Annotated in this window: 18 protein-coding genes; 5 read left to right on the top strand and 13 right to left on the bottom strand. The window is 72.3% G+C overall.

Features of this window, described 5'->3' with window-relative positions; genetic code table 11:
* Nucleotides 1-9: 9 nt before the first annotated feature.
* Nucleotides 10-174 carry a hypothetical protein gene (locus tag ACFVYA_RS25850; RefSeq protein WP_387048553.1) on the bottom strand — a complete coding sequence of 55 codons (165 nt, stop codon included), beginning with the start codon at nt 172-174 and terminating at the stop codon, nt 10-12.
* Between the two features lie 155 nt (nt 175-329).
* Here ACFVYA_RS25850 and ACFVYA_RS25845 point away from each other — a divergent pair, with 155 nt between their 5' ends.
* Together ACFVYA_RS25845 and ACFVYA_RS25840 are read left to right on the top strand one after the other, a co-directional pair.
* Complete coding sequence (locus ACFVYA_RS25845; RefSeq protein ID WP_387048551.1) at nt 330-1,049, top strand: methyltransferase; 720 nt, start codon at nt 330-332, stop codon at nt 1,047-1,049.
* Nucleotides 1,036-1,251 (top strand): CDGSH iron-sulfur domain-containing protein, encoded by a 216-nt coding sequence (locus ACFVYA_RS25840; RefSeq protein ID WP_387048549.1) that lies wholly within the window; start codon nt 1,036-1,038, stop codon nt 1,249-1,251. Before ACFVYA_RS25845 ends, ACFVYA_RS25840 begins: the two co-directional genes overlap by 14 nt.
* A 42-nt stretch (nt 1,252-1,293) precedes the next feature.
* Here ACFVYA_RS25840 and ACFVYA_RS25835 read toward each other — a convergent pair whose 3' ends face one another.
* Together ACFVYA_RS25835 and ACFVYA_RS25830 are read right to left on the bottom strand one after the other, a co-directional pair.
* Nucleotides 1,294-2,289, bottom strand: a complete 996-nt coding sequence (locus ACFVYA_RS25835) for an iron-containing redox enzyme family protein (RefSeq protein WP_285991370.1) — start codon at nt 2,287-2,289, stop codon at nt 1,294-1,296.
* 8 nt (nt 2,290-2,297) lie between these two features.
* Nucleotides 2,298-3,431, bottom strand: a complete 1,134-nt coding sequence (locus tag ACFVYA_RS25830; RefSeq protein WP_387048548.1) for a glutamate--cysteine ligase — start codon at nt 3,429-3,431, stop codon at nt 2,298-2,300.
* Nucleotides 3,432-3,537: 106 nt separating this feature from the next.
* Here ACFVYA_RS25830 and ACFVYA_RS25825 point away from each other — a divergent pair, with 106 nt between their 5' ends.
* On the top strand, nt 3,538-3,930 hold the full coding sequence (locus ACFVYA_RS25825) for an STAS domain-containing protein (RefSeq protein ID WP_387048546.1): 393 nt from the start codon (nt 3,538-3,540) through the stop codon (nt 3,928-3,930).
* A gap of 12 nt (nt 3,931-3,942) precedes the next feature.
* Here ACFVYA_RS25825 and ACFVYA_RS25820 read toward each other — a convergent pair whose 3' ends face one another.
* Complete coding sequence (locus tag ACFVYA_RS25820) at nt 3,943-4,683, bottom strand: hypothetical protein (protein ID WP_387048545.1); 741 nt, start codon at nt 4,681-4,683, stop codon at nt 3,943-3,945.
* Between the two features lie 451 nt (nt 4,684-5,134).
* Nucleotides 5,135-6,229, bottom strand: coding sequence for a glutamate--cysteine ligase (locus ACFVYA_RS25815; RefSeq protein WP_387048544.1), 1,095 nt, complete (start codon nt 6,227-6,229; stop codon nt 5,135-5,137).
* Between the two features lie 97 nt (nt 6,230-6,326).
* Between ACFVYA_RS25815 and ACFVYA_RS25810 the strand changes: the two genes are divergently transcribed.
* Nucleotides 6,327-6,806, top strand: coding sequence for a hemerythrin domain-containing protein (locus ACFVYA_RS25810; RefSeq protein ID WP_285991375.1), 480 nt, complete (start codon nt 6,327-6,329; stop codon nt 6,804-6,806).
* Between the two features lie 62 nt (nt 6,807-6,868).
* On the opposite strand, the gene ACFVYA_RS25805 is transcribed toward ACFVYA_RS25810, so the two are convergent.
* Entirely contained in the window at nt 6,869-8,344 is a 1,476-nt protein-coding gene (locus ACFVYA_RS25805; protein ID WP_387048541.1) for an aminotransferase class I/II-fold pyridoxal phosphate-dependent enzyme, read from the bottom strand.
* A gap of 47 nt (nt 8,345-8,391) precedes the next feature.
* On the opposite strand from ACFVYA_RS25805, the gene ACFVYA_RS25800 reads away from it, so the two are divergent.
* The gene (locus ACFVYA_RS25800) at nt 8,392-9,612 is read left to right on the top strand and encodes an amidohydrolase (protein WP_387048539.1); all 1,221 of its coding nucleotides are present in this window, start codon (nt 8,392-8,394) and stop codon (nt 9,610-9,612) included.
* Nucleotides 9,613-9,658: 46 nt separating this feature from the next.
* Here the strand turns inward: ACFVYA_RS25800 and ACFVYA_RS25795 are convergent, their stop codons facing one another.
* The 7 genes from ACFVYA_RS25795 to ACFVYA_RS25765 all read right to left on the bottom strand — a co-directional run bounded on the left by ACFVYA_RS25795 (nt 9,659) and on the right by ACFVYA_RS25765 (nt 16,860).
* Nucleotides 9,659-10,555: a TauD/TfdA dioxygenase family protein gene (locus tag ACFVYA_RS25795; protein ID WP_387048538.1), complete on the bottom strand. Its 897-nt coding sequence runs from the start codon at nt 10,553-10,555 to the stop codon at nt 9,659-9,661.
* Nucleotides 10,552-11,865, bottom strand: a complete 1,314-nt coding sequence (locus ACFVYA_RS25790) for an LLM class flavin-dependent oxidoreductase (protein ID WP_387048537.1) — start codon at nt 11,863-11,865, stop codon at nt 10,552-10,554. Before ACFVYA_RS25790 ends, ACFVYA_RS25795 begins: the two co-directional genes overlap by 4 nt.
* Complete coding sequence (locus ACFVYA_RS25785; protein ID WP_387048535.1) at nt 11,862-12,704, bottom strand: ABC transporter permease; 843 nt, start codon at nt 12,702-12,704, stop codon at nt 11,862-11,864. The genes ACFVYA_RS25790 and ACFVYA_RS25785 overlap by 4 nt, the downstream gene beginning before the upstream one ends.
* Entirely contained in the window at nt 12,701-13,474 is a 774-nt protein-coding gene (locus ACFVYA_RS25780) for an ABC transporter ATP-binding protein (RefSeq protein WP_387048533.1), read from the bottom strand. Before ACFVYA_RS25780 ends, ACFVYA_RS25785 begins: the two co-directional genes overlap by 4 nt.
* On the bottom strand, nt 13,471-14,490 hold the full coding sequence (locus tag ACFVYA_RS25775; RefSeq protein ID WP_387048532.1) for an ABC transporter substrate-binding protein: 1,020 nt from the start codon (nt 14,488-14,490) through the stop codon (nt 13,471-13,473). The genes ACFVYA_RS25780 and ACFVYA_RS25775 overlap by 4 nt, the downstream gene beginning before the upstream one ends.
* Before the next feature lie 101 nt (nt 14,491-14,591).
* Nucleotides 14,592-15,824 carry an ROK family protein gene (locus ACFVYA_RS25770; protein ID WP_387048530.1) on the bottom strand — a complete coding sequence of 411 codons (1,233 nt, stop codon included), beginning with the start codon at nt 15,822-15,824 and terminating at the stop codon, nt 14,592-14,594.
* Nucleotides 15,825-15,891: 67 nt separating this feature from the next.
* Entirely contained in the window at nt 15,892-16,860 is a 969-nt protein-coding gene (locus ACFVYA_RS25765; protein WP_285991384.1) for a YafY family protein, read from the bottom strand.
* Nucleotides 16,861-16,912 lie beyond the last annotated feature (52 nt).

The following is a 16,912-nucleotide window of genomic DNA, read 5'->3' as shown; positions in this document are numbered from 1 at the left end:
GGTTCCGGCTCAGCCCGACTGCGGATCGCTGTCGTCGTGCTCGTCGCCGCCCGACGTGCCCTGCTCGCCGCGGAGGGTCTCGCGCTGGGCCTCCGGCGTGTCGCCGTGCGGGTCGTCACCGCGGGCGCCCTCGGCGGGCTGGGTCGGGTGCTGCGTGCGCTCTTCCGACGTCATCTCGTACCTCCTTCACGATCTTTTCCGTACCGGATACCCGGGCACGCCCCGCTCAACCACCGGCGTTTGCCGCGATGATCGCCGGGTAAGCCCGGGAGCGACGCGGTTGTCCGCCGGCGATCGCGCCGGGACCGCGGCGAGTGAAGGAGACCCAGATGACCACGTCGGCGGAACCCGTCCGCCCGGGCCCCTTGGCCGCCCGGTCCGTCGTCCACCAGCCCGTGCCGCCCGCCCCGCGGATGCTGCGGCTGCCCGGCGTCTACCGCCCGCAGGAAGACACCGCCTTGCTCGCGTCGGCGATCGCCGAACTGGCGATCCCGGCCGGCGCGCGCGCCCTCGACCTGTGCACCGGCACCGGCGCGCAGGCGATCACGCTGGCCCGCCGCGGTGCGGGAACCGTGCTGGCGGTGGACCTTTCGCGCCGGGCGCTGGCCTCGGCGCGGCTCAACGCACTGGTCCGGCAGCTCGCCGTGCGCCCGTGCCGGGGAGGCCTCGCCAGAGCACTGCGCGAGGGCCCGTTCGACGTCGTCGTCGCCAACCCGCCGTACGTGCCGTCCCCGGCGCCGGCGGTCCGGTCCACCCGGGGCTGGGACGCCGGCCCGGACGGCCGCGCGCTGCTGGACCCGCTGTGCGCCGCCGCGGGCACGCTGCTGCGCCCGGGCGGGACCATGCTGCTCGTCCACTCGACACTGTCCGATGTGGATAAATCGCGGGAGATGCTGGCCGCGGGGGGATTGCGGGCGTCGGTGGTGCGGCGCGCCCGGATCCCGTTCGGCCCGGTCCTGTCCGGGCGGACGGAGTTCCTCGAGGCGGCCGGGCTGATCGAGCCGGGCCAGCGGATGGAAGAGCTGGTGGTGCTGCGTGCCGACCGCTGAGCGGGATCCCCGCCGGGTGACCGTCGTCCCGGGCGGCCCGGTGCTGGTGGAGGGCCCGGTCGAGCTGAGCACCCCCGAGGGCGAGCTCGTGCGGTCCGACCGGTTCCTGGTCGCGGTGTGCGCGTGCCGCCGCAGCAAGCGGTTCCCGTTCTGCGACACCAGTCACCGCAAACGCGTCCGGACCCGGACCGACGACGACTGACGACGAGGGCCTCCCGGTGCGATCCGGGAGGCCCTCGCCGGGTCAGGGGCGCAGTGAGGACTTCCCGGCCTTCCAGCGGCTCAGCACCTGCTCGCCGAAGCGGCCCTCGAGGAACTCGGTCGCCTGGATGCCGAACACGACGTCGGCGGCCAGCTCGGGCTCCTGCTCCAGCAGGTCGCCGAGCACGTCGTGGCGCATGACCTGCTCGTGGACCGCGTCCGCTTCGATGTGCTCGGTGTAGAAGAACCGGCACGCCTCCGGCGCGTCCAGGCGCCGCAACGCCTGGTCCATCCGCTGCGCGGACGGGGCTGTCGTGATCTCCGCCGCGGCGAAGTGCCCGCACAGCGCGCCCCGCAACGACCGGTGCAGGCCGAACAGCGACATCATGTTGACCACCGCCAGCATCGCGCCGGGGACCTGGTCGATGAGCTCGAGGTAGCCGTCGGGCAGGCCGGCCGCGCGCAGCAGGTCGGCGTAGAGGCGCGCGTGCATCAGCTCCGCGCGGCCGCCGCCGAACTCGTCGAACTCCACCGCCACCAACGCGGCCTTGGCGCGGCCGCGCAGCCGGGGGATCACCCACGCGTGCGGGTCGGCTTCCTTGTGGTGGTAGATCGAGCGGTGCGTGAAGTACTCGCGCATCTGCGTCCAGTCGCCGTGGTCGCGCAGGTAGTGCGAAACACCTTCGACGTCGATCGGCTCGACCAGCAGGGCGTCGAGCCCGGCCGCGACGTCGTCGCCGCCGGGCACGTTGTCGCGCAGCGCGGCGAGGAACCGCGCCTCGAGCGCACCGCGCAGGCGCAGCAGTTCCGGGTCCCACTCCCAGTCGGGTGACACCCCGGGCAGGCCCTGGTAGTGCAGTTCGTAGCACAGGTGCAGCGCCAGCTGGAGGTCGTCGCCGAGCGGGTCGGCGTCCGCGAGGCCGTCGAAGTCCAGGTCCGCCCGCGGGTGTTCGCGCAGGAGGATCCCCAGCACCGACTCCGACAGCGGACCGCGGGCGGTGGGCAGGGTGACCGCGCCGGCAGAGGTGGAAGTCGTCATGATCCCGGCTACCCGGTGAGCAGCGTTCCATGCGTCGCGGGCACGGTCGCGGCGGTGAGCCACCGCACCGCGGCCGCTGTCCCGTCGTCGGCGACCGCGCGCTGCTGCGCGGCGCCGGTACCGCCGTCGCGCACGGCGTCGACGAGCTTCCGCACCTCGGCCAGGTCACCGCTTTCTTCGAGGGGTGCCCGCACGTGCGCCAAGAGCTCGTCGACGAGCGTCCATGCCGGACGCCGGGTCTCCTCGGCGGCGTCCACGAGCTGCCCGGAGAGGCCGTGTCGCGCCGCGGCCCACACGGCCGCCGCCGCCACCTGCGGGGACAGCGGCGCGGCTTCCCGCCCGCCGGCGAGATCGGACAGGGCTCGCTGCACCAGCGCCCGGCTCAGCAGGGCCTGCAGCACGGCGTGGTCGACGGTCAGCGCGGTGTCGGCGACCCGGAACTCGACCGTCGGGAACCGGCCCGACGGGCGGGCCAGCCAGAACGTCTGGTCCGGGTCGACGAGCGCACCGCAGTCGACCAGCGTCTCGACGGCCCGCCGGTACTCGGCGTGCCCGCGCAGGTGCGGGGCGATGCCGGAGCCGGGGAAGCGCGACTGCAGCACCATCCGCCAGCTGTCGTAACCGGTGTCGCGCCCGTGGTCGAACGGCGAATTACCCGAAAGGGCGAGCAGGGTGGGCAGCCACCGGCCGAGGTGGTTGACGACGGCGACCGCGGTGTCGGGATCGGGCACCCCGACGTGGACGTGGCACCCGCAGGCCTCGTAGTCGGCGACGACCGCGCCGTAGGTGGCGTCGATCTCGGCGTACCGGCCGGTGCTCGCCGGCGGCGGCGCGGCCGGTCCGGGTCCGACGGGCGTCCCGGTGGCCAGGAGCGCGCAGTCTTCGGCCGCCGCGGCGCCGGCGAGCACGCGGCGCGCGGCGGTCAGCTGCCCGCGCAGTTCGTCCGCGCCGGTGCAGACGCCGCTGGCGGCTTCGAGCTGGGTGAGCCGCAGTTCCCGGTGCATCCGGACGCCGTCGGGCAGCGGCCCGTGGTGGCGGTACCGGGCGAGCACCGGTTCGGCGCACGGCGAAGCGTGTCCGGTGCGGGGGTTCACGAGGAGGAACTCCTCTTCGACACCCATCGTGGGCGGGCCGTCGGACATGGGCGGGCTCCTTCCGGACCGGCTGGGGTTACCCGTTCCGGTGGCGGAAATGCGCCGGGTCGCCCGGCTTGTTTCGCCAGGCGCTCGCCGGGGGTACTTCGCCCCCATGACGATGCACGAACGGTTGCGCGTGGCGGGGCTCGACCTCCCGCCGACGCACCGGCTTCCGTCGCCTCGAGCGCCGTCCGAAGGCGACCTGGAGAGCCGGATCAGGTGGAAGAGCCCCGAGGCGGTCGTCGTGGAGGTCACCGGCGAAGTCGACCTCTGCACGGTCACCCGGCTCGCTGCGGTGCTGGACGAGCACCTCCGGGCCCGCCCCGGTGTCCTGCGCGTCGACCTCGGGAAGGTCTGGTTCCTGGGCGCCGCGGGGATGCGCGTCCTGATGCGGGCCCGCCGGCACGCCGAAGCCGCCGGGATCCACCTGGTCATCGACGCCGGGGAGTCCCGCGCCGCGGTGCGGGCGCTCGAGCTGCTCGACCGTCTTCCGGACCAGGGGTAGTCCGGAGGAGCGTCACTTCTTGATCGACATCCAGGAGGCGACCTCGGCCAGCGCGTCGAGTGTCTCGCCATCGAAGTGACCGGTGGCGTTGTCGGCTTCGGCCACGACCATCCCGTAGCCCTCCGGGCGGGAGGCGTAGTGCAGGCCGGTCATCTTCACCCCGGCCACCCCGAGCACCACTGCGGCTTCCAGCGGCCGCACGTCGCCGCTGCCCTGCACCCGCTCGACCTTCTCGAACGCGGCGGCCTGCTTCTTGCTGCGGAATCCGACGCGCACCACCGAAATGACCGCGGCGTTGCGATGCCCGTCACCGACCGCCAGCAGCATCCGGTGCAGGGACGAACACGGTGTCTTCACCAGGAAGTCCCGCACTTTGCCCGTGGCGGCCGCGACGCACTCGGCCGCGTGCTCGAGGTCGTGGACTTCCCGCCGTAGCTGCTTGACCTTCAGCCTGCTCCACGCCTCGGCCGGCTTGCCCTTCTTCGCCGACTCGCGGCCTTCGGCCCGGCGCGTCTTGATCGATCGCCCCGGCAGCGAGTCGACGACGTCACCGGCGGCGTTGCCGGCGAAAGCCTCGGAGGCCGCTCCCGCGCCGACGCCACCACCGCCCGCGAACAGGCCGCCCGCACTCGCCCCGGCGACGCCACCGCCGGCAAGGACGACCGCGGCAGCGACCGCCACCAAGGGACCCGCGCCGCCCTTGCCGTCCTCGATGTAGATCTTGTTCCCGTTCTTGGTGATCCAGCGACCCACGTGTGCGCTTCCCCTCGCATCTGTTCCGTGCGCCTCGCGAACGCGAGATGTGACTGAACATTTACGCGGCGCACCCCGGAGGCGGTTGCCCACCATCCGAGTGAACTTGTGCGCCGGAGGGAGCGGGAGAAGCCGGCATCGGACGCGGGCCATCACGTGTCGGCGGAGCTACGGCTGGACGAGTAATGCGTAACTCGGTCAGTGCTCGTAGGCGGTCAGGGATTGGGTGATGGTTGCCGGTGGCGCGGGTGTGCCAAATGGCGGCGGGCCAGGGTGACCAGCTCGGCGTCGGTGAGCTTCGGTGGTCTGCCCACCCTCCGCCGGGCGACCAGATGGTGGTCGATCTCGACGCAGAGTGTGGTGAGAAGGGTGTTCAAGCCGGTCGTCGCAAACCGATCTTGAACACCCTTCGTCCGTCTTCGGCTACCGCCGCGACTTACGCATTGCTCGGCTAGCCGCCCGTGAGCAGGTCGACGACGTCCTCCGCCCGCTGCCGCTCCGCGAACCGGCGTCGCTGCCGGTCGGCGCCGCCGCCTTCGGCAGCCAGGCGGGCCGTTCCTTCGCGGGCGAAGTCGAGGTCCCCAGCCGCTTCGAGGGCGGGAGCCACGAGGTCCACGAGGTCGTCGAGCACCGCCTTCGACGGCTCCAAGTCGCCGCTCTTCGGGTGCGGGCAGCAGCCGGTGACGCCCTCTCGCGACGCGCGCCAGAGCTGGGCCCGGAGCACCTCGTTCGACAGGTGCGGCGCGGGCGCGTCCTCGGCCAGCGCGGTGGCCACCAAGCCGCGCGCCAGTACGCCCAGCAGCACCGCGTCTTCCGGCACCGCGGCGACGTCCGCGATGCGGAACTCCAGCGTCGGCTGCTTGTCCGACAGCCGCACGTCCCAGTAGATCATCCCGCGGTCGAGGATCGAGCCCGCGCGCAGCCAGCCGTCGACGATGCTTTCGTACTCGTCCAGCGACGCGAACCGCGGCGGTGGTCCCGCCGACGGCCACCGGCTCCACTGCTGGTAGCGCCAGCTGCAGTAGCCCGTGTCGTAGCCGTCGGAGATCGCCGAGTTCGCGGTCACCGTGAGCAGGGCGGGCAGCCACGGGCGGATCCGGTTCAGCACCTGGACGCCGCTTTCCTTGTCCGGGATCGCGACGTGCACGTGGCAGCCGCAGGTGAGCGACGTCCGCGCGGTGGCGCCGAAGTGCTCGGCCATCCGCTCGTAGCGCGGGTTCGGCGTGATGACCGGCGGGTCCGCTTCGAACAGCAGCGGGGACGCGGCGGGCAGCACGCGGTACCCGCGCCGCCGGGCGGCCCCGGCGAGGTCTTCGCGCAGCCCGCGCAGCTGGCGCAGGGCTTCGGTGTGGGTCCGGCAGACATCGGTGGCCGCCTCGGCCTGGGACCGGGTGAGCTCGTGCTGCAGCTCGCCCTGGTCGTCGCCCGCGGCTTCCGCGGCGTCGACGACGTCGTCGCCGGCGTGGGACAGCTGCCCGCGGCGGTCGACGACGAAGAACTCCTCTTCGATGCCGAACGTCAGCACATCGCCCGTCGGTTGGTTCACCGGTGTTCTCCTGGGGGGTCGGGAACCGGATGGATACCCGTGCGGTGATTCGGGCAAACAGCGTTTTCCGGCGCGGTGAGCGGGTATTCGCCCGGTCATGTCGACCGATGCGATCGTGCTGCTCAAGAACGACCACAAGACCGTGGAGAAGCTCTTCAAGCAATTCGAAAAGGCGGGGGAGGACGCGTACGACGAGAAGCGGCGGATCGCCGACTCGATCATCGAAGAGCTGACCGTCCACGCCTACATCGAGGAAGAGATCTTCTACCCGGCGGCGCGGGAAGCCGTGCCGGAGACGAAGGACCACGTCCTGGAGAGCGTGGAGGAACACCACGTCGTGGTGTGGATGCTGTCGGAACTGCTCGGCATGGACCCGAAGGAGGAGACCTTCGACGCGAAGGTCACGGTGCTCACCGAGAACGTCCGCCACCACGTCGAAGAGGAAGAGGACGAGTGGTTCCCCGAGGTCCGCTCGGCGATGGGCCGCAAGCAGCTGCAGGAGCTGGGGCAGCGGATGATCGACGCGCGCTCGAAGGCGCCGAAGAACCCCCTGGACCTCAAGAGCGCCAAAGCCTGACTGCCGGGCCCGGACCTGCGGTGATGACTCGTTCCTGGCGACGGACGCCAGGAACGAGTCATTCACCGCGTCCGGGTGGCGTCCTTGGCCACCACACGAACGGACTTCAGCTCGGAATCGGCCGGGTCGGGCAGCTCCATGCCCGCGCCGAGGCCGCTGCGCAGGTAGTCGAGCATCGGACGGGTGATCACCTCTCCGGGCAGCACACCGGGCGCCCCGGGCGGGTACGGCGTGATCATCTCGGCCGCGATCCGGCCCACCGCCTCCGCCACGGGCACCTGTTCGGCCGGGCCGAAGAACGCGTCGCGCGGCAACATCGCCGTCTCCAGTTCCATCTCCCGCGGTGACGGCAGATCCACCCTCGGCGGCTTCTCGAACGAAGGCGCGACCTTCACCAGCGCGTCGATGGCGTTGATCAGGGTGCCCGCGGTCGCTTCGTCGTCGGAGTGGTTGAACTGGGCCACGATCCGGCGGTGGTCGGACAGTCCCACGGTGACCCGCCGGTGCTCGCGCAGCCAGTCGGCCGCCTGGTACCCGCTGATGCCCAGCGGGTCGAGGTCGAGCACGACCTTGAGGGGGTCGACCGAGTCGGCGAGGTCCGGGCCGAGGAATTCGTCGTGCATCACCGGCACGCCCAGCTCGGCCAGCCGGCCGCGCACCGACCCGACGAGCGTCAGCGCGCCGTCGAGCAGTTCCTTGCCCTGTTCGGCCATCTGCCGCCGCCAGCCGTCGAGCGCCGCGTAGACCAGCGAGCTCGCGCTCGTCGTGCCGAGCAGGTCCTCCCGGGACTTCAGCACGTCCGGGTCGACGCGGTCGCCCTGCAGGTGGAAGACCGAGCTCTGCTCGACCGCGGCGCCCATCTTGTGCACGCTCGTGACGCACACGTCGGCACCGGCGTCCATGCCCCACGGCGGCAGGCCGTCGTGGAACGGCAGGTGGGCGCCCCAAGCTTCGTCGACGATCAGCGGGAGCCCCCGTTCGTGGCACCAGTCGGCGATCGCGCGGAGGTCGCCGCAGGTGCCGTAGTCGGTCGGGGTCACCACGAGCGCGCCCTTGACCTCGGGGTCGCTCTCGTAGGCCTCCGCGAACTCCCGCACGCCCGGCGGGTGGCTCAGGTGCCGCTCGCCGTCCCAGTGCGGGCGCACCCAGACCGGCCGCACCCCGCTGACGATCAGCCCGGAGATCACCGACTTGTGCACGTGCCGCGGGACCAGCAGCTTTTCGTGTGGGCCCGCGACGGCGAGCATCGCGCTCTTGACCGAAAGCGAGCTGCCGCAGGTCGAGAAGAACGTGTGGTCGGCGCCGACCGCGTCGGCCATCAGCTCCTGGGCGCGGGCGAGCACGCCCTGGCGCATCAGCCGGTCGTCGAGGCCGTTGAGCGCGATGACGTCGGACTTGAAGACGTCGGCGCCGACGACCTCCAGCACCCGCGGGTCGATGCCGCGGCCCTGCTTGTGGCCGGGCGCGTTGAACGGAACGTAGCCGGCGCTGTGGTAGTCGCGCAGCGCCTCGAGCACCGGTGCCTTGCTGTGGTCCATGGCGCCCGGGTAGCCGGAGGCGCCCCGCGCGAAACACCACCGGTGGCATGACCGTCGGTGGTTGGGGTATTCCGGAGGGCATGGAGTGGCACGAGGAGCTGCACGAGCGGGCGGACGAGCGGATCGAGCACCTGGACGAGCGGCTGTGGGCCGTCGCCACGGCGCTGCACGAACGGCCGGAACTGTCCTATGAGGAGCACGCCGCCGCCGAACGGCTCACCGGCGAACTGGCCGCGGACGGCTTCGCGGTGGAAACCGGGATCGCCGGGCTCCCCACGGCGTTCGTCGCGCGTGCCGGCGAAGGGCGCCCCTGCGTCGCGCTCCTGCTCGAATACGACGCCCTGCCCGGCCTCGGGCACGCGTGCGGGCACAACCTGATCGCGGCGGCCGGCCTGGGCGCCGCGCTGGCCGCCAAGGAGGTCCTGGGCGACGCTCCGGGTTCGCTGCTCGCGGTGGGCACCCCGGCCGAGGAACGCGGCGGCGGCAAGGTCGCGATGGCCGAGGCGGGCGTCTTCGACGACGTCGACGCGGCCCTGATGGTCCACCCCGGTGTCCATTCGTGGTCGTGGGCGCCGCTGACCGCGCAGGTGGAGCTGAAGGTGACCTTCCACGGCCGGGCCGCGCACCCGACCGGCGACCCCGAGCACGGCATCGACGCCCTCGCCGCGCTGATCCAGGCGTTCGGCGCGGTTTCGGCCCTGCGCCAGCGGCTGCCCGCCGGCTCGCACGTCCAGGGGATCATCACCGAGGGTGGCGAGGCGACGAACATCGTCCCCGACCGCGCCGAAGGCCGGTTCGGCCTCCGCGCCCTGACGACCGACGCGCTGGACCGCCTCGCCGAGGACGTGACGACGTGCGCGGAAGGCGCGGCGCTGGCGACCGGGGCGAAGGTCGACGTCGAACGGCTCGGCCGCGGGTACGCGCACTTCCGCGACAACCCGGTGCTGTCGGAGCGGTTCACCGAGCACCTGGCGGCGTGCGGGATCCACGCGACCCCGCCGGCGCCGGGGGTCTTCCTCGGCTCGTCGGACATCGGCGACGTCAGCGTCCGCGTCCCGGCGATCCACCCGTTCGTCGCGATCACGGCGGAGGAGAAGTCGGACCACACGCCGGAGTTCGCCGCCGCGGCGGCGAGCCCGCGGGGCCGGGCGGCGATGCTGGCTTCGGCGGCGGCGCTGGCACGCACGGTGATCGACCTGCGGACCCACCCGGCGCTGGTCAGCCGCGCGTGGGACTGCTTCCGGGGCCTGGCGCGGAACGGGCGGTGACCGGTCGGGCGCGCCGGTGCCGAGGACCGCACCGGCGCGCCCCGGTTCACGCCACCGGCGTGTAGTGCGACGCGTCACCTTCGAGCGACTCGCTCGGCCGCCCGTCGATGCCCACCGGCACGTCCCCGGCCACCGTGACGCGGTTGAGCCGCCGCGGGAGGCCGTCGTAGTTGTCGATCGCGTAGTGCTGGGTGATCCGGTTGTCGAACAGCACCAGCTGGTCCGGCTCCCACGTCACGCGCACGATGTTCTCCGGCCGCGTGACGTAGGACTGCAGCAGCCGCAGCAGGTCCCTCGACTCGCTGACCGACAGGCCTTCGATCCGCTGGGCGAACCCGCCGATGAACAGGCCGCGCTCGCCGGTCACCGGGTGCACCCGCACCACCGGGTGGACGGTCCGGTACTTGCGCGAGACGAACTGCTCCCGCCGCGCCCGCTCCTGCTCGTCCACCGTCTCCGGCGGCTGGACGTAGTCGTAGTCGTTGGTGTGCACCGCCCGCAGCGTGTCGGCGAAGGCGCGCAGCGGTTCCGGCAGGTCGCGGTAGGCCGCGGCGGCGTTCGCGATCAGCGTTTCCCCGCCGTACGGCGGCACCACCAGGCTGCGCAGCGTGCTCGCCTTCGGCGGGCTGAGCACGAAGGTGACGTCGGTGTGCCAGTGGTTGGCGCGGCCCCGCTCGCTGTCGACGGGCAGGATCGTCGGTGCGCCTTCGACGGCGGGGACCGTCGGGTGGGCCTTGGTGAGCTCACCGAAGTGCGCGGCGAAGCGCTGCTGGCCCTCGTCGTCGAGCCGGGCGTTCCGGAAGACCAGCGCCTTGTGCTCGTGCAGGGCGTCGGTCAGGAACGCCACCTGCGTGCTGTCGAGGTCCCCGGCGGGGTCGAAACCGACGATCTCGGCGCCGATCCTCCCGGTCAGCTTGCGGACGTCGGTGCCGATGGTGGTCATGCGGGCTCCTTCACTCGGTTGCGGTTGGCGGGACGCGCGAGGCCGTAGTGCTCGCGCAGGGTGGTGCCGGAGTACTCGGTGCGGAAGAGCCCGCGCCGCTGCAGTTCCGGGACGACGAGGTCGACGAAGTCGTCGAGCCCGCCGGGCAGGGTGGGCGGCATGACGTTGAAGCCGTCGGCGGCGCCGCCGAGGAACCACGCCTCCAGCTCGTCGGCGACCTGGACCGGCGTGCCGGCGAAGACGCGGTGCCCGCGCCCGCCGGCCAGCCGCTCGAGCAGCTGCCGGATGGTGAGGTCTTCGCGCCGGGCCAGGCCGACGACCAGGTCGAACCGGCTCTGGCCGCCTTCGGTGAAGCTGCCGACGTCGGGCAGCGGTCCGTCCAGCGGGTAGCCGGTGACGTCGTGGTCGAGCATCTTCGACAGCTGCCGCAGCCCGTAGTCCGGGGTGATCAGCGCGTTCAGCTCGGCTTCCCGCGCCCGGGCCTCGGCTTCGGTGCGGCCGAGGATCGGCGAGATGCCCGGCAGGATCTTGAGCTCGTCCGGCGTCCGGCCGTACCGCGCGAGCCGGCCCTTGACGTCGTCGTAGAACGCCTTGCCTTCGGCGTAGGTCTGCTGCGCGGTGAACACGGCCTCGGCGTGCCGGGCCGCGTACTCCTTGCCGGTCTCCGACGAACCGGCCTGCACGAGCAGCGGGTGCCCCTGCACCGGGCGTTCGATGTTGAGCGGCCCGCGGACCTGGAAATGGGGCCCGTCGTGGGAGATCGCGCGGATCCGGCCGGTGTCGGCGTAGACGCCGCTCGCCCGGTCGACGACCGCGGACTCGTCGTCCCAGCTGTCCCACAGCTTCTTGACGACCTCGACGAACTCCTCGGCCCGGTCGTACCGAGCCTCGTGCGACGGGCGCTTGGCCAGGTTGAAGTTGCGGGCCTCGTCGATGCCCGCCGAGGTGACGATGTTCCAGCCCGCGCGGCCGCCGGAGAGGTGGTCGAGCGAGGCGAACTTACGGGCCAGGTGGTAGGGCTCGTTGTAGGTCGTCGAGGCTGTCGCGATCAGTCCGATGTGGACCGTGGACGCGGCGAGCGCCGAGAGCAGCGTCAGCGGTTCGAAGTGGCTGTGGGAGTTGTGCTTGACGTTGCCCCACAGGGCGACGCCGTCGGCGAGGAAGAGCGAGTCGAGCTTGCCGCGCTCGGCGGTCCGCGCGATGTCGGCGTAGTGCTGCAGCGTCCGGGCCCGGTGCGGGTCGGTCGAGGGGTGCCGCCACGCGGCTTCGTGGTGGCCGTTCGGCATCACGAACGCGTTGAGGTGCATCATGAGGTCTCCTTGGGACGCCAGGTGGAAAACCGCCGTTCGAGGGCGACGAAGCCGGCGTTGACGAGCACGCCGAGCAGCGAGACCGCGATGATCCCGGCGTACATCTGCTGGATCTGGAAGTTCACCTGGCTCGTGTTGATCAGGTAGCCCAGCCCGGCCTTCGCGCCGACCATCTCCGCGGCCACCAGCACCAGGATCGAATAGGACGCCGCCATCCGGATGCCGGTGAACACCGTCGGCACCGCCGAGGGCAGGATCACCTTGCGGAACAGCCGCGGGCTCGACAACCCGAGCGAGCGGGCCGCCTTGACCAGCAGCGGGTCGACCGTGTTGACCCCGGCGATCGTGTTGAGCAGCACCGGCCACACGCAGGCGTACACCCCGCGGCTGACCTTCGACAGCTCGCCGATGCCCAGCAGCAGCGTGAACACCGGCAGCAGCGCCAGCGCGGCGGTGTTGCGGGCGAGCTCCAGCAACGGCTGCAGGAACCGCGCCACCGGCCGGTACCAGCCGATCAGCAACCCGAGCGGCACGGCCACCGCGACGGCGACGGCAAACCCGGCGGCGGAGCGCCCGACGCTGGCCAGCAGGTGGACGGCGAGCTCGCCGTCGAGGGCGAGGTCCCACAGCGCCTGCAGATCCTCCGACAGCGGCGGCAGGAACGTCCGGGTGCTCTCGTCGAGCACGAACCGGGGGACGAGCTCCCAGAGCGCGACGAACAGCACGACCGCGGCGGACGCGTGCACCGCCCGGGTGAGCGTCTTCCGGAACCGGCGCGGCTTCGGCGGCGCGACCACCGGTCCGGTGTGGACGGCCGGTGCTTCGAGGGTGGTCGTCATCGGGCCGCGCTCCGTTCGTGTTCGGCCGCCTTGCGGACCTCGTCGTGCAGCAGTTCCCAGAGCTGGTGGCGCTGCCGCCCGAACGCCGCGCCGGAGCGCACGTCCCCGGTGCGGTCGCCGAGGTCGACGTCGACGACGGCCTTGAGCCGGCCGGGCCGCGACGTCAGCACCGCGACCTGTTGTCCCAGGTAGACGGCTTCGTCGATGCCGTGGGTGATGAACACGATCGTCTTGCCGGTCCGGCGCCAGATCCGCAGCAGCTCCTCCTGCAGCTGCTCGCGGGTCTGCGCGTCGAGCGCGGCGAACGGCTCGTCCATCAGCAGCACGGCCGGGTCGTAGGCGAGGCTGCGGGCGATCGCGACGCGTTGTTTCATCCCGCCGGACAGCTCGTGGGGGTAGCGGTCCTCGAAGCCGGACAGCCCGACGAGGGCGAGGTATTCACGGGCCCGGTCGGCCCGCTGCCGCTTCCCGAGCGACCCGCCTTCGAGGCCGAACTCGACGTTGGCGCGGGCCGTCCGCCACGGGAACAGGGCGTACTGCTGGAAGACAACCCCGCGGTCGAGGCCGGGGCCGCGCACCGGCTCGCCGTCGATGAGCACCTCGCCCGAGGTCGGGGTGGTCAGCCCGCCCAGCAGGTCGAGCAGCGTCGACTTGCCCGAGCCGCTGGGGCCGACCAGGGACAGGAACGAGCCGTCGGCGATGTCGAGGGAGACGTCGTCGAGCGCGGTCAGCGCGCCGAAGGTCTTGGTCACCGAGCGGATGCTGATCACCTGGTCACCGCCGGGGCGCCGTCGCGGTAGGGGTTGAACTCGTTGGTGTAGAGCTTCGCGGTGTCGATCTTGTCGTGCTTGAGGTAGCCCTCCTGCTTCAGCCACGGTTCCCACCGGGTGTAGTCCGCATCGGAGATGAGGCCGCCGCGGGTGATGCCGACGCTCTTCCAGTACTTCAGGGTGTCGGTGCTTTCGTTGCGGCCGCGGGCTTCGATGATCTTCGTGAAGCGGGCGATCACCTCGTCGCGCGGGGTGGTGCGTTCCCACTCGATCGCCTTGGCCACGGCGGAGACGAAGACCTTCGCGGTCTCCGGGTACTTCTTGATGAAGTCGGTGCGCAGCACGTACGGGCCGCCGTTGTAGGGCCCGAACGCGCCGACGTCGGTGAACAGCGGGCGGATGCCGCCGGCGGACAGGGCGTGGTCCTGCAGGATGCCCTGGAGCGCGGCGACGTCGAGCTGGCCGTTGCGCAGTGCCTGTTCGGCGTTCACCGGGGGGATGACGACGAGTTGCACCTGCTTGATCTCGTCGTCGGAGAGGCCCTGTCCCTTCAGCCAGGTGTCGAGCGCGGCTTCGAGGTTGGCGCCGGCGGTGTTGACGCCGACCTTCTTGCCGATCAGGTCGCGGGCGGTCCGGATCGGACTGTCCTCTCTGGCGTAGAAGCCGATGAAGGCCAAGGCGTCGGAGCCGTAGTAGTTGACGACCGCCTTGACCGGCGCGCCGGCTTCGACGAGCTTGACGACCGCGCCGGTGAAGGCGCCGCCGAAGTCGGTCTGGTCGGTGGCCGCCGACTGGATGTCCTGCGGGCCGCTGATCGTGTTGCCGACCCACTTGAGCTTGACCGGGCCGAAGTAGCCCAGGTCCTCGGCGAGTTCGGGGAGGGTCACGGCGTTCGCGTTGCCCTGGTAGCGCAGTTCGAGCTTCTCCGGTTGCCCGGGCGCACCGGTGGCCGTCGCCGAAGCGCAGCCGGCCAGCAGTACCACGGCGGCGGCGAACAGGGGCAGGGTTTTCTTCACGGTGGTTTCGTCCGTTCCGGGAGTCGGTGGGGATGGAGCAATTGTTCGCAGCCGACGAGCGGACGGTCAATTTTGCGAGTTCGTGAAATAACTCCGCCGGTTCACGCTGTGCTGATCAACGAAGTGCGCGGCAACCCGGCCGGCAGCGGGCCGAGCGGGTCTTCGTACAGCACGTCGAGGAGCACCGCGCCGCCGGCCGTCGCCAGTTCGGCTCCCGGGAAGCTGGTGCCCACAACGGTTTCGGCCGGATCGGCGCACCGGGACCGCGTGCCGACCTCGTCCCGGATGATGGGAAGGCAGCTCGGCACCCGGGCTACACTGCGGTCGACCACCACGAGCACGGCCGGGTTGAGCACTTCGAGCAGGAGGGCCGCCGCCTGGCCGATGAACCGCGCGCGTTCGTGGAACATCCGCACCGCCGCGGAATGGCCGTCCGCGGCGAGCGCGAGCAATTCCGGAAAGTCCGGACGCTCGAGCAAACCGTTTTCCACGGCTTGGCGGGCGAGTGTTCCTTCCGAAACGGCCGCTTCGAGGCAGCCGGTGCGTCCGCACCGGCACGGCTCGGTGCTGCCGTCGACCGGCAGGTGCGCGACGGCGCCCGCGGCCGAACGCGGCCCGTGGTGCACGCCGTCGCCGGTGGCGAACGCGGCGTCGACGACGTTGCCGGTGAACAGCTGCACGACGCTGTCCCGGGCCCGCGGGTGCCCGAAGAGCCGTTCGGCGTGCACGAGCGCCCGCGCGTGCCCGTCGACCTCGACGGCCAGCCCGGTGCTGCCCGTCAGGAGGTCGCGGACCGGCACGTTCCGCCAGCCGAGCAGCGGGTGCTCGACGACGGTGCCGGACGCGCGGTCGACCCAGCCGCCGGTGGCGACGCCGAGGCCGAGCGGCTCGCGGTCGGGGGTGTGCCCGAGCAGGAGGTCGTCGAAGATCTCGGCGGCACGGGCGAGCAGGTCTTCGGCGGCCAGGCCGTCGTGCGGTTCTTCGTGCTGGGCCAGCACGTTCCCGCGCAGGTCGAGCAGGGCGACGGTGGCGTGGTGCACGGCCAGGTGCAGCGCGCCGGCGACGTACCGCCCGGTGTCGAGGTCGACCGGCACGTGTGGCCGCCCGACGCTCCGGCGCGGTTCGGCCTCCGGGAGTTCGCGCAGCAGCCCGAGCCGGGCCAGCTCGGCGGTGTGCCCGGTGACGGCGGCGGCGGACAGGCCCGTCCGCCGCGCGATGGTGCTGCGCGCGATCGGGCCGCCGTCGAGCACCGCCCGCAGGACGGCGCTCGCACTGGCGCTGCGCCGGACCCCGCGTGCGTCCGTCCTCTGTGGACTCATCGCCCGGCTGGTCATCGGCCGATCGTGGCAGACGAACCGGCGCGTGCCCAGCGTGCCCAGGATGTGGGTGGGACACCGGAGATCAGCCAGGAGCCGGCCGGCTCGCTTGGCCGGCGGCCCGCAGGAACCGCTCGCCCGTCGCCGCCAGTGCCGCGGCGAGCTCCGGCGCGTCGAGCACCTCGAAGTCCACTTCGAGCAGGCCCAGGTACAGCCCGAGCATCGACGCGTTGTCGGAGCCGACCTCGGCGACGCAGCGGTCCGGGCCCTCGGGTGTGACGTCGACCGCGATCGGCAGCCGGGCCCGCACGTGCTCGACCGGCGCGTGCAGCCGCACCCGGGCGTGGAAGCGCCACGTCGCCGCGCCCACGCTGCGCTGGACGAACTGCGCGACGTCGCCCTCCGGTGGCTCGCGCGGGGCGAAGCGCGGGCCGGTCGGCACCTTCGGCGTCATCCGGTCGACGCGGAAGGTGCGCCAGTCGTCGCGGGCGGTGTCCCAGGCGACCAGGTACCAGCGGTGCCCCCAGCTGACCAGCCGGTGCGGCTCGACGTCGCGGCGGCTCGGCGTGCGCTGGTGGCTCGTGTAGTCGAAGCGCAGCCGCTCGCTCGCCCGGATCGCCGTCGCGATCGCGGTGAGCACGTCCGCGTCGACGGCCGGGCCGGCACCGGGCACCGCGACCGTCGCGGTCTGCAGCGCCCGCACCCGGTGCCGCAGCCGCGACGGCAGCACCTGCTCCAGCTTGGCCAGCGCGCGCACCGACGTCTCGCCGATGCCGGCGACGCCCGTCGCGGTCCGCAACCCGACCGCGACGGCCACCGCTTCGTCGTCGTCCAGCAGCAGCGGCGGCAGCTGCGCGCCCGCGCCGAGGCGGTAGCCGCCCTGGACGCCGGGTGCGGCCTCGACCGGGTAGCCGAGTTCGCGCAGCTTGCCGATGTCGGTGCGGACGGTGCGCGCGGACACGCCGAGCCGGCCGGCCAGGTCGGCGCCGGTCCAGTCGCGCCGCGTTTCGAGCAGCGACAGCAGCCGCAGGAGGCGGGCGGAGGTCTGCAACATTCTTCGAGGATCGCACGGATTGCGGAAGGAAGTCTTCCGCAATGGCTCCTAG

The organism is Amycolatopsis sp. NPDC058278, from assembly GCF_042881395.1.
Taxonomy (GTDB): Bacteria; Actinomycetota; Actinomycetes; order Mycobacteriales; family Pseudonocardiaceae; genus Amycolatopsis.
This window is presented reverse-complemented; position numbering and strand designations above follow the sequence as displayed.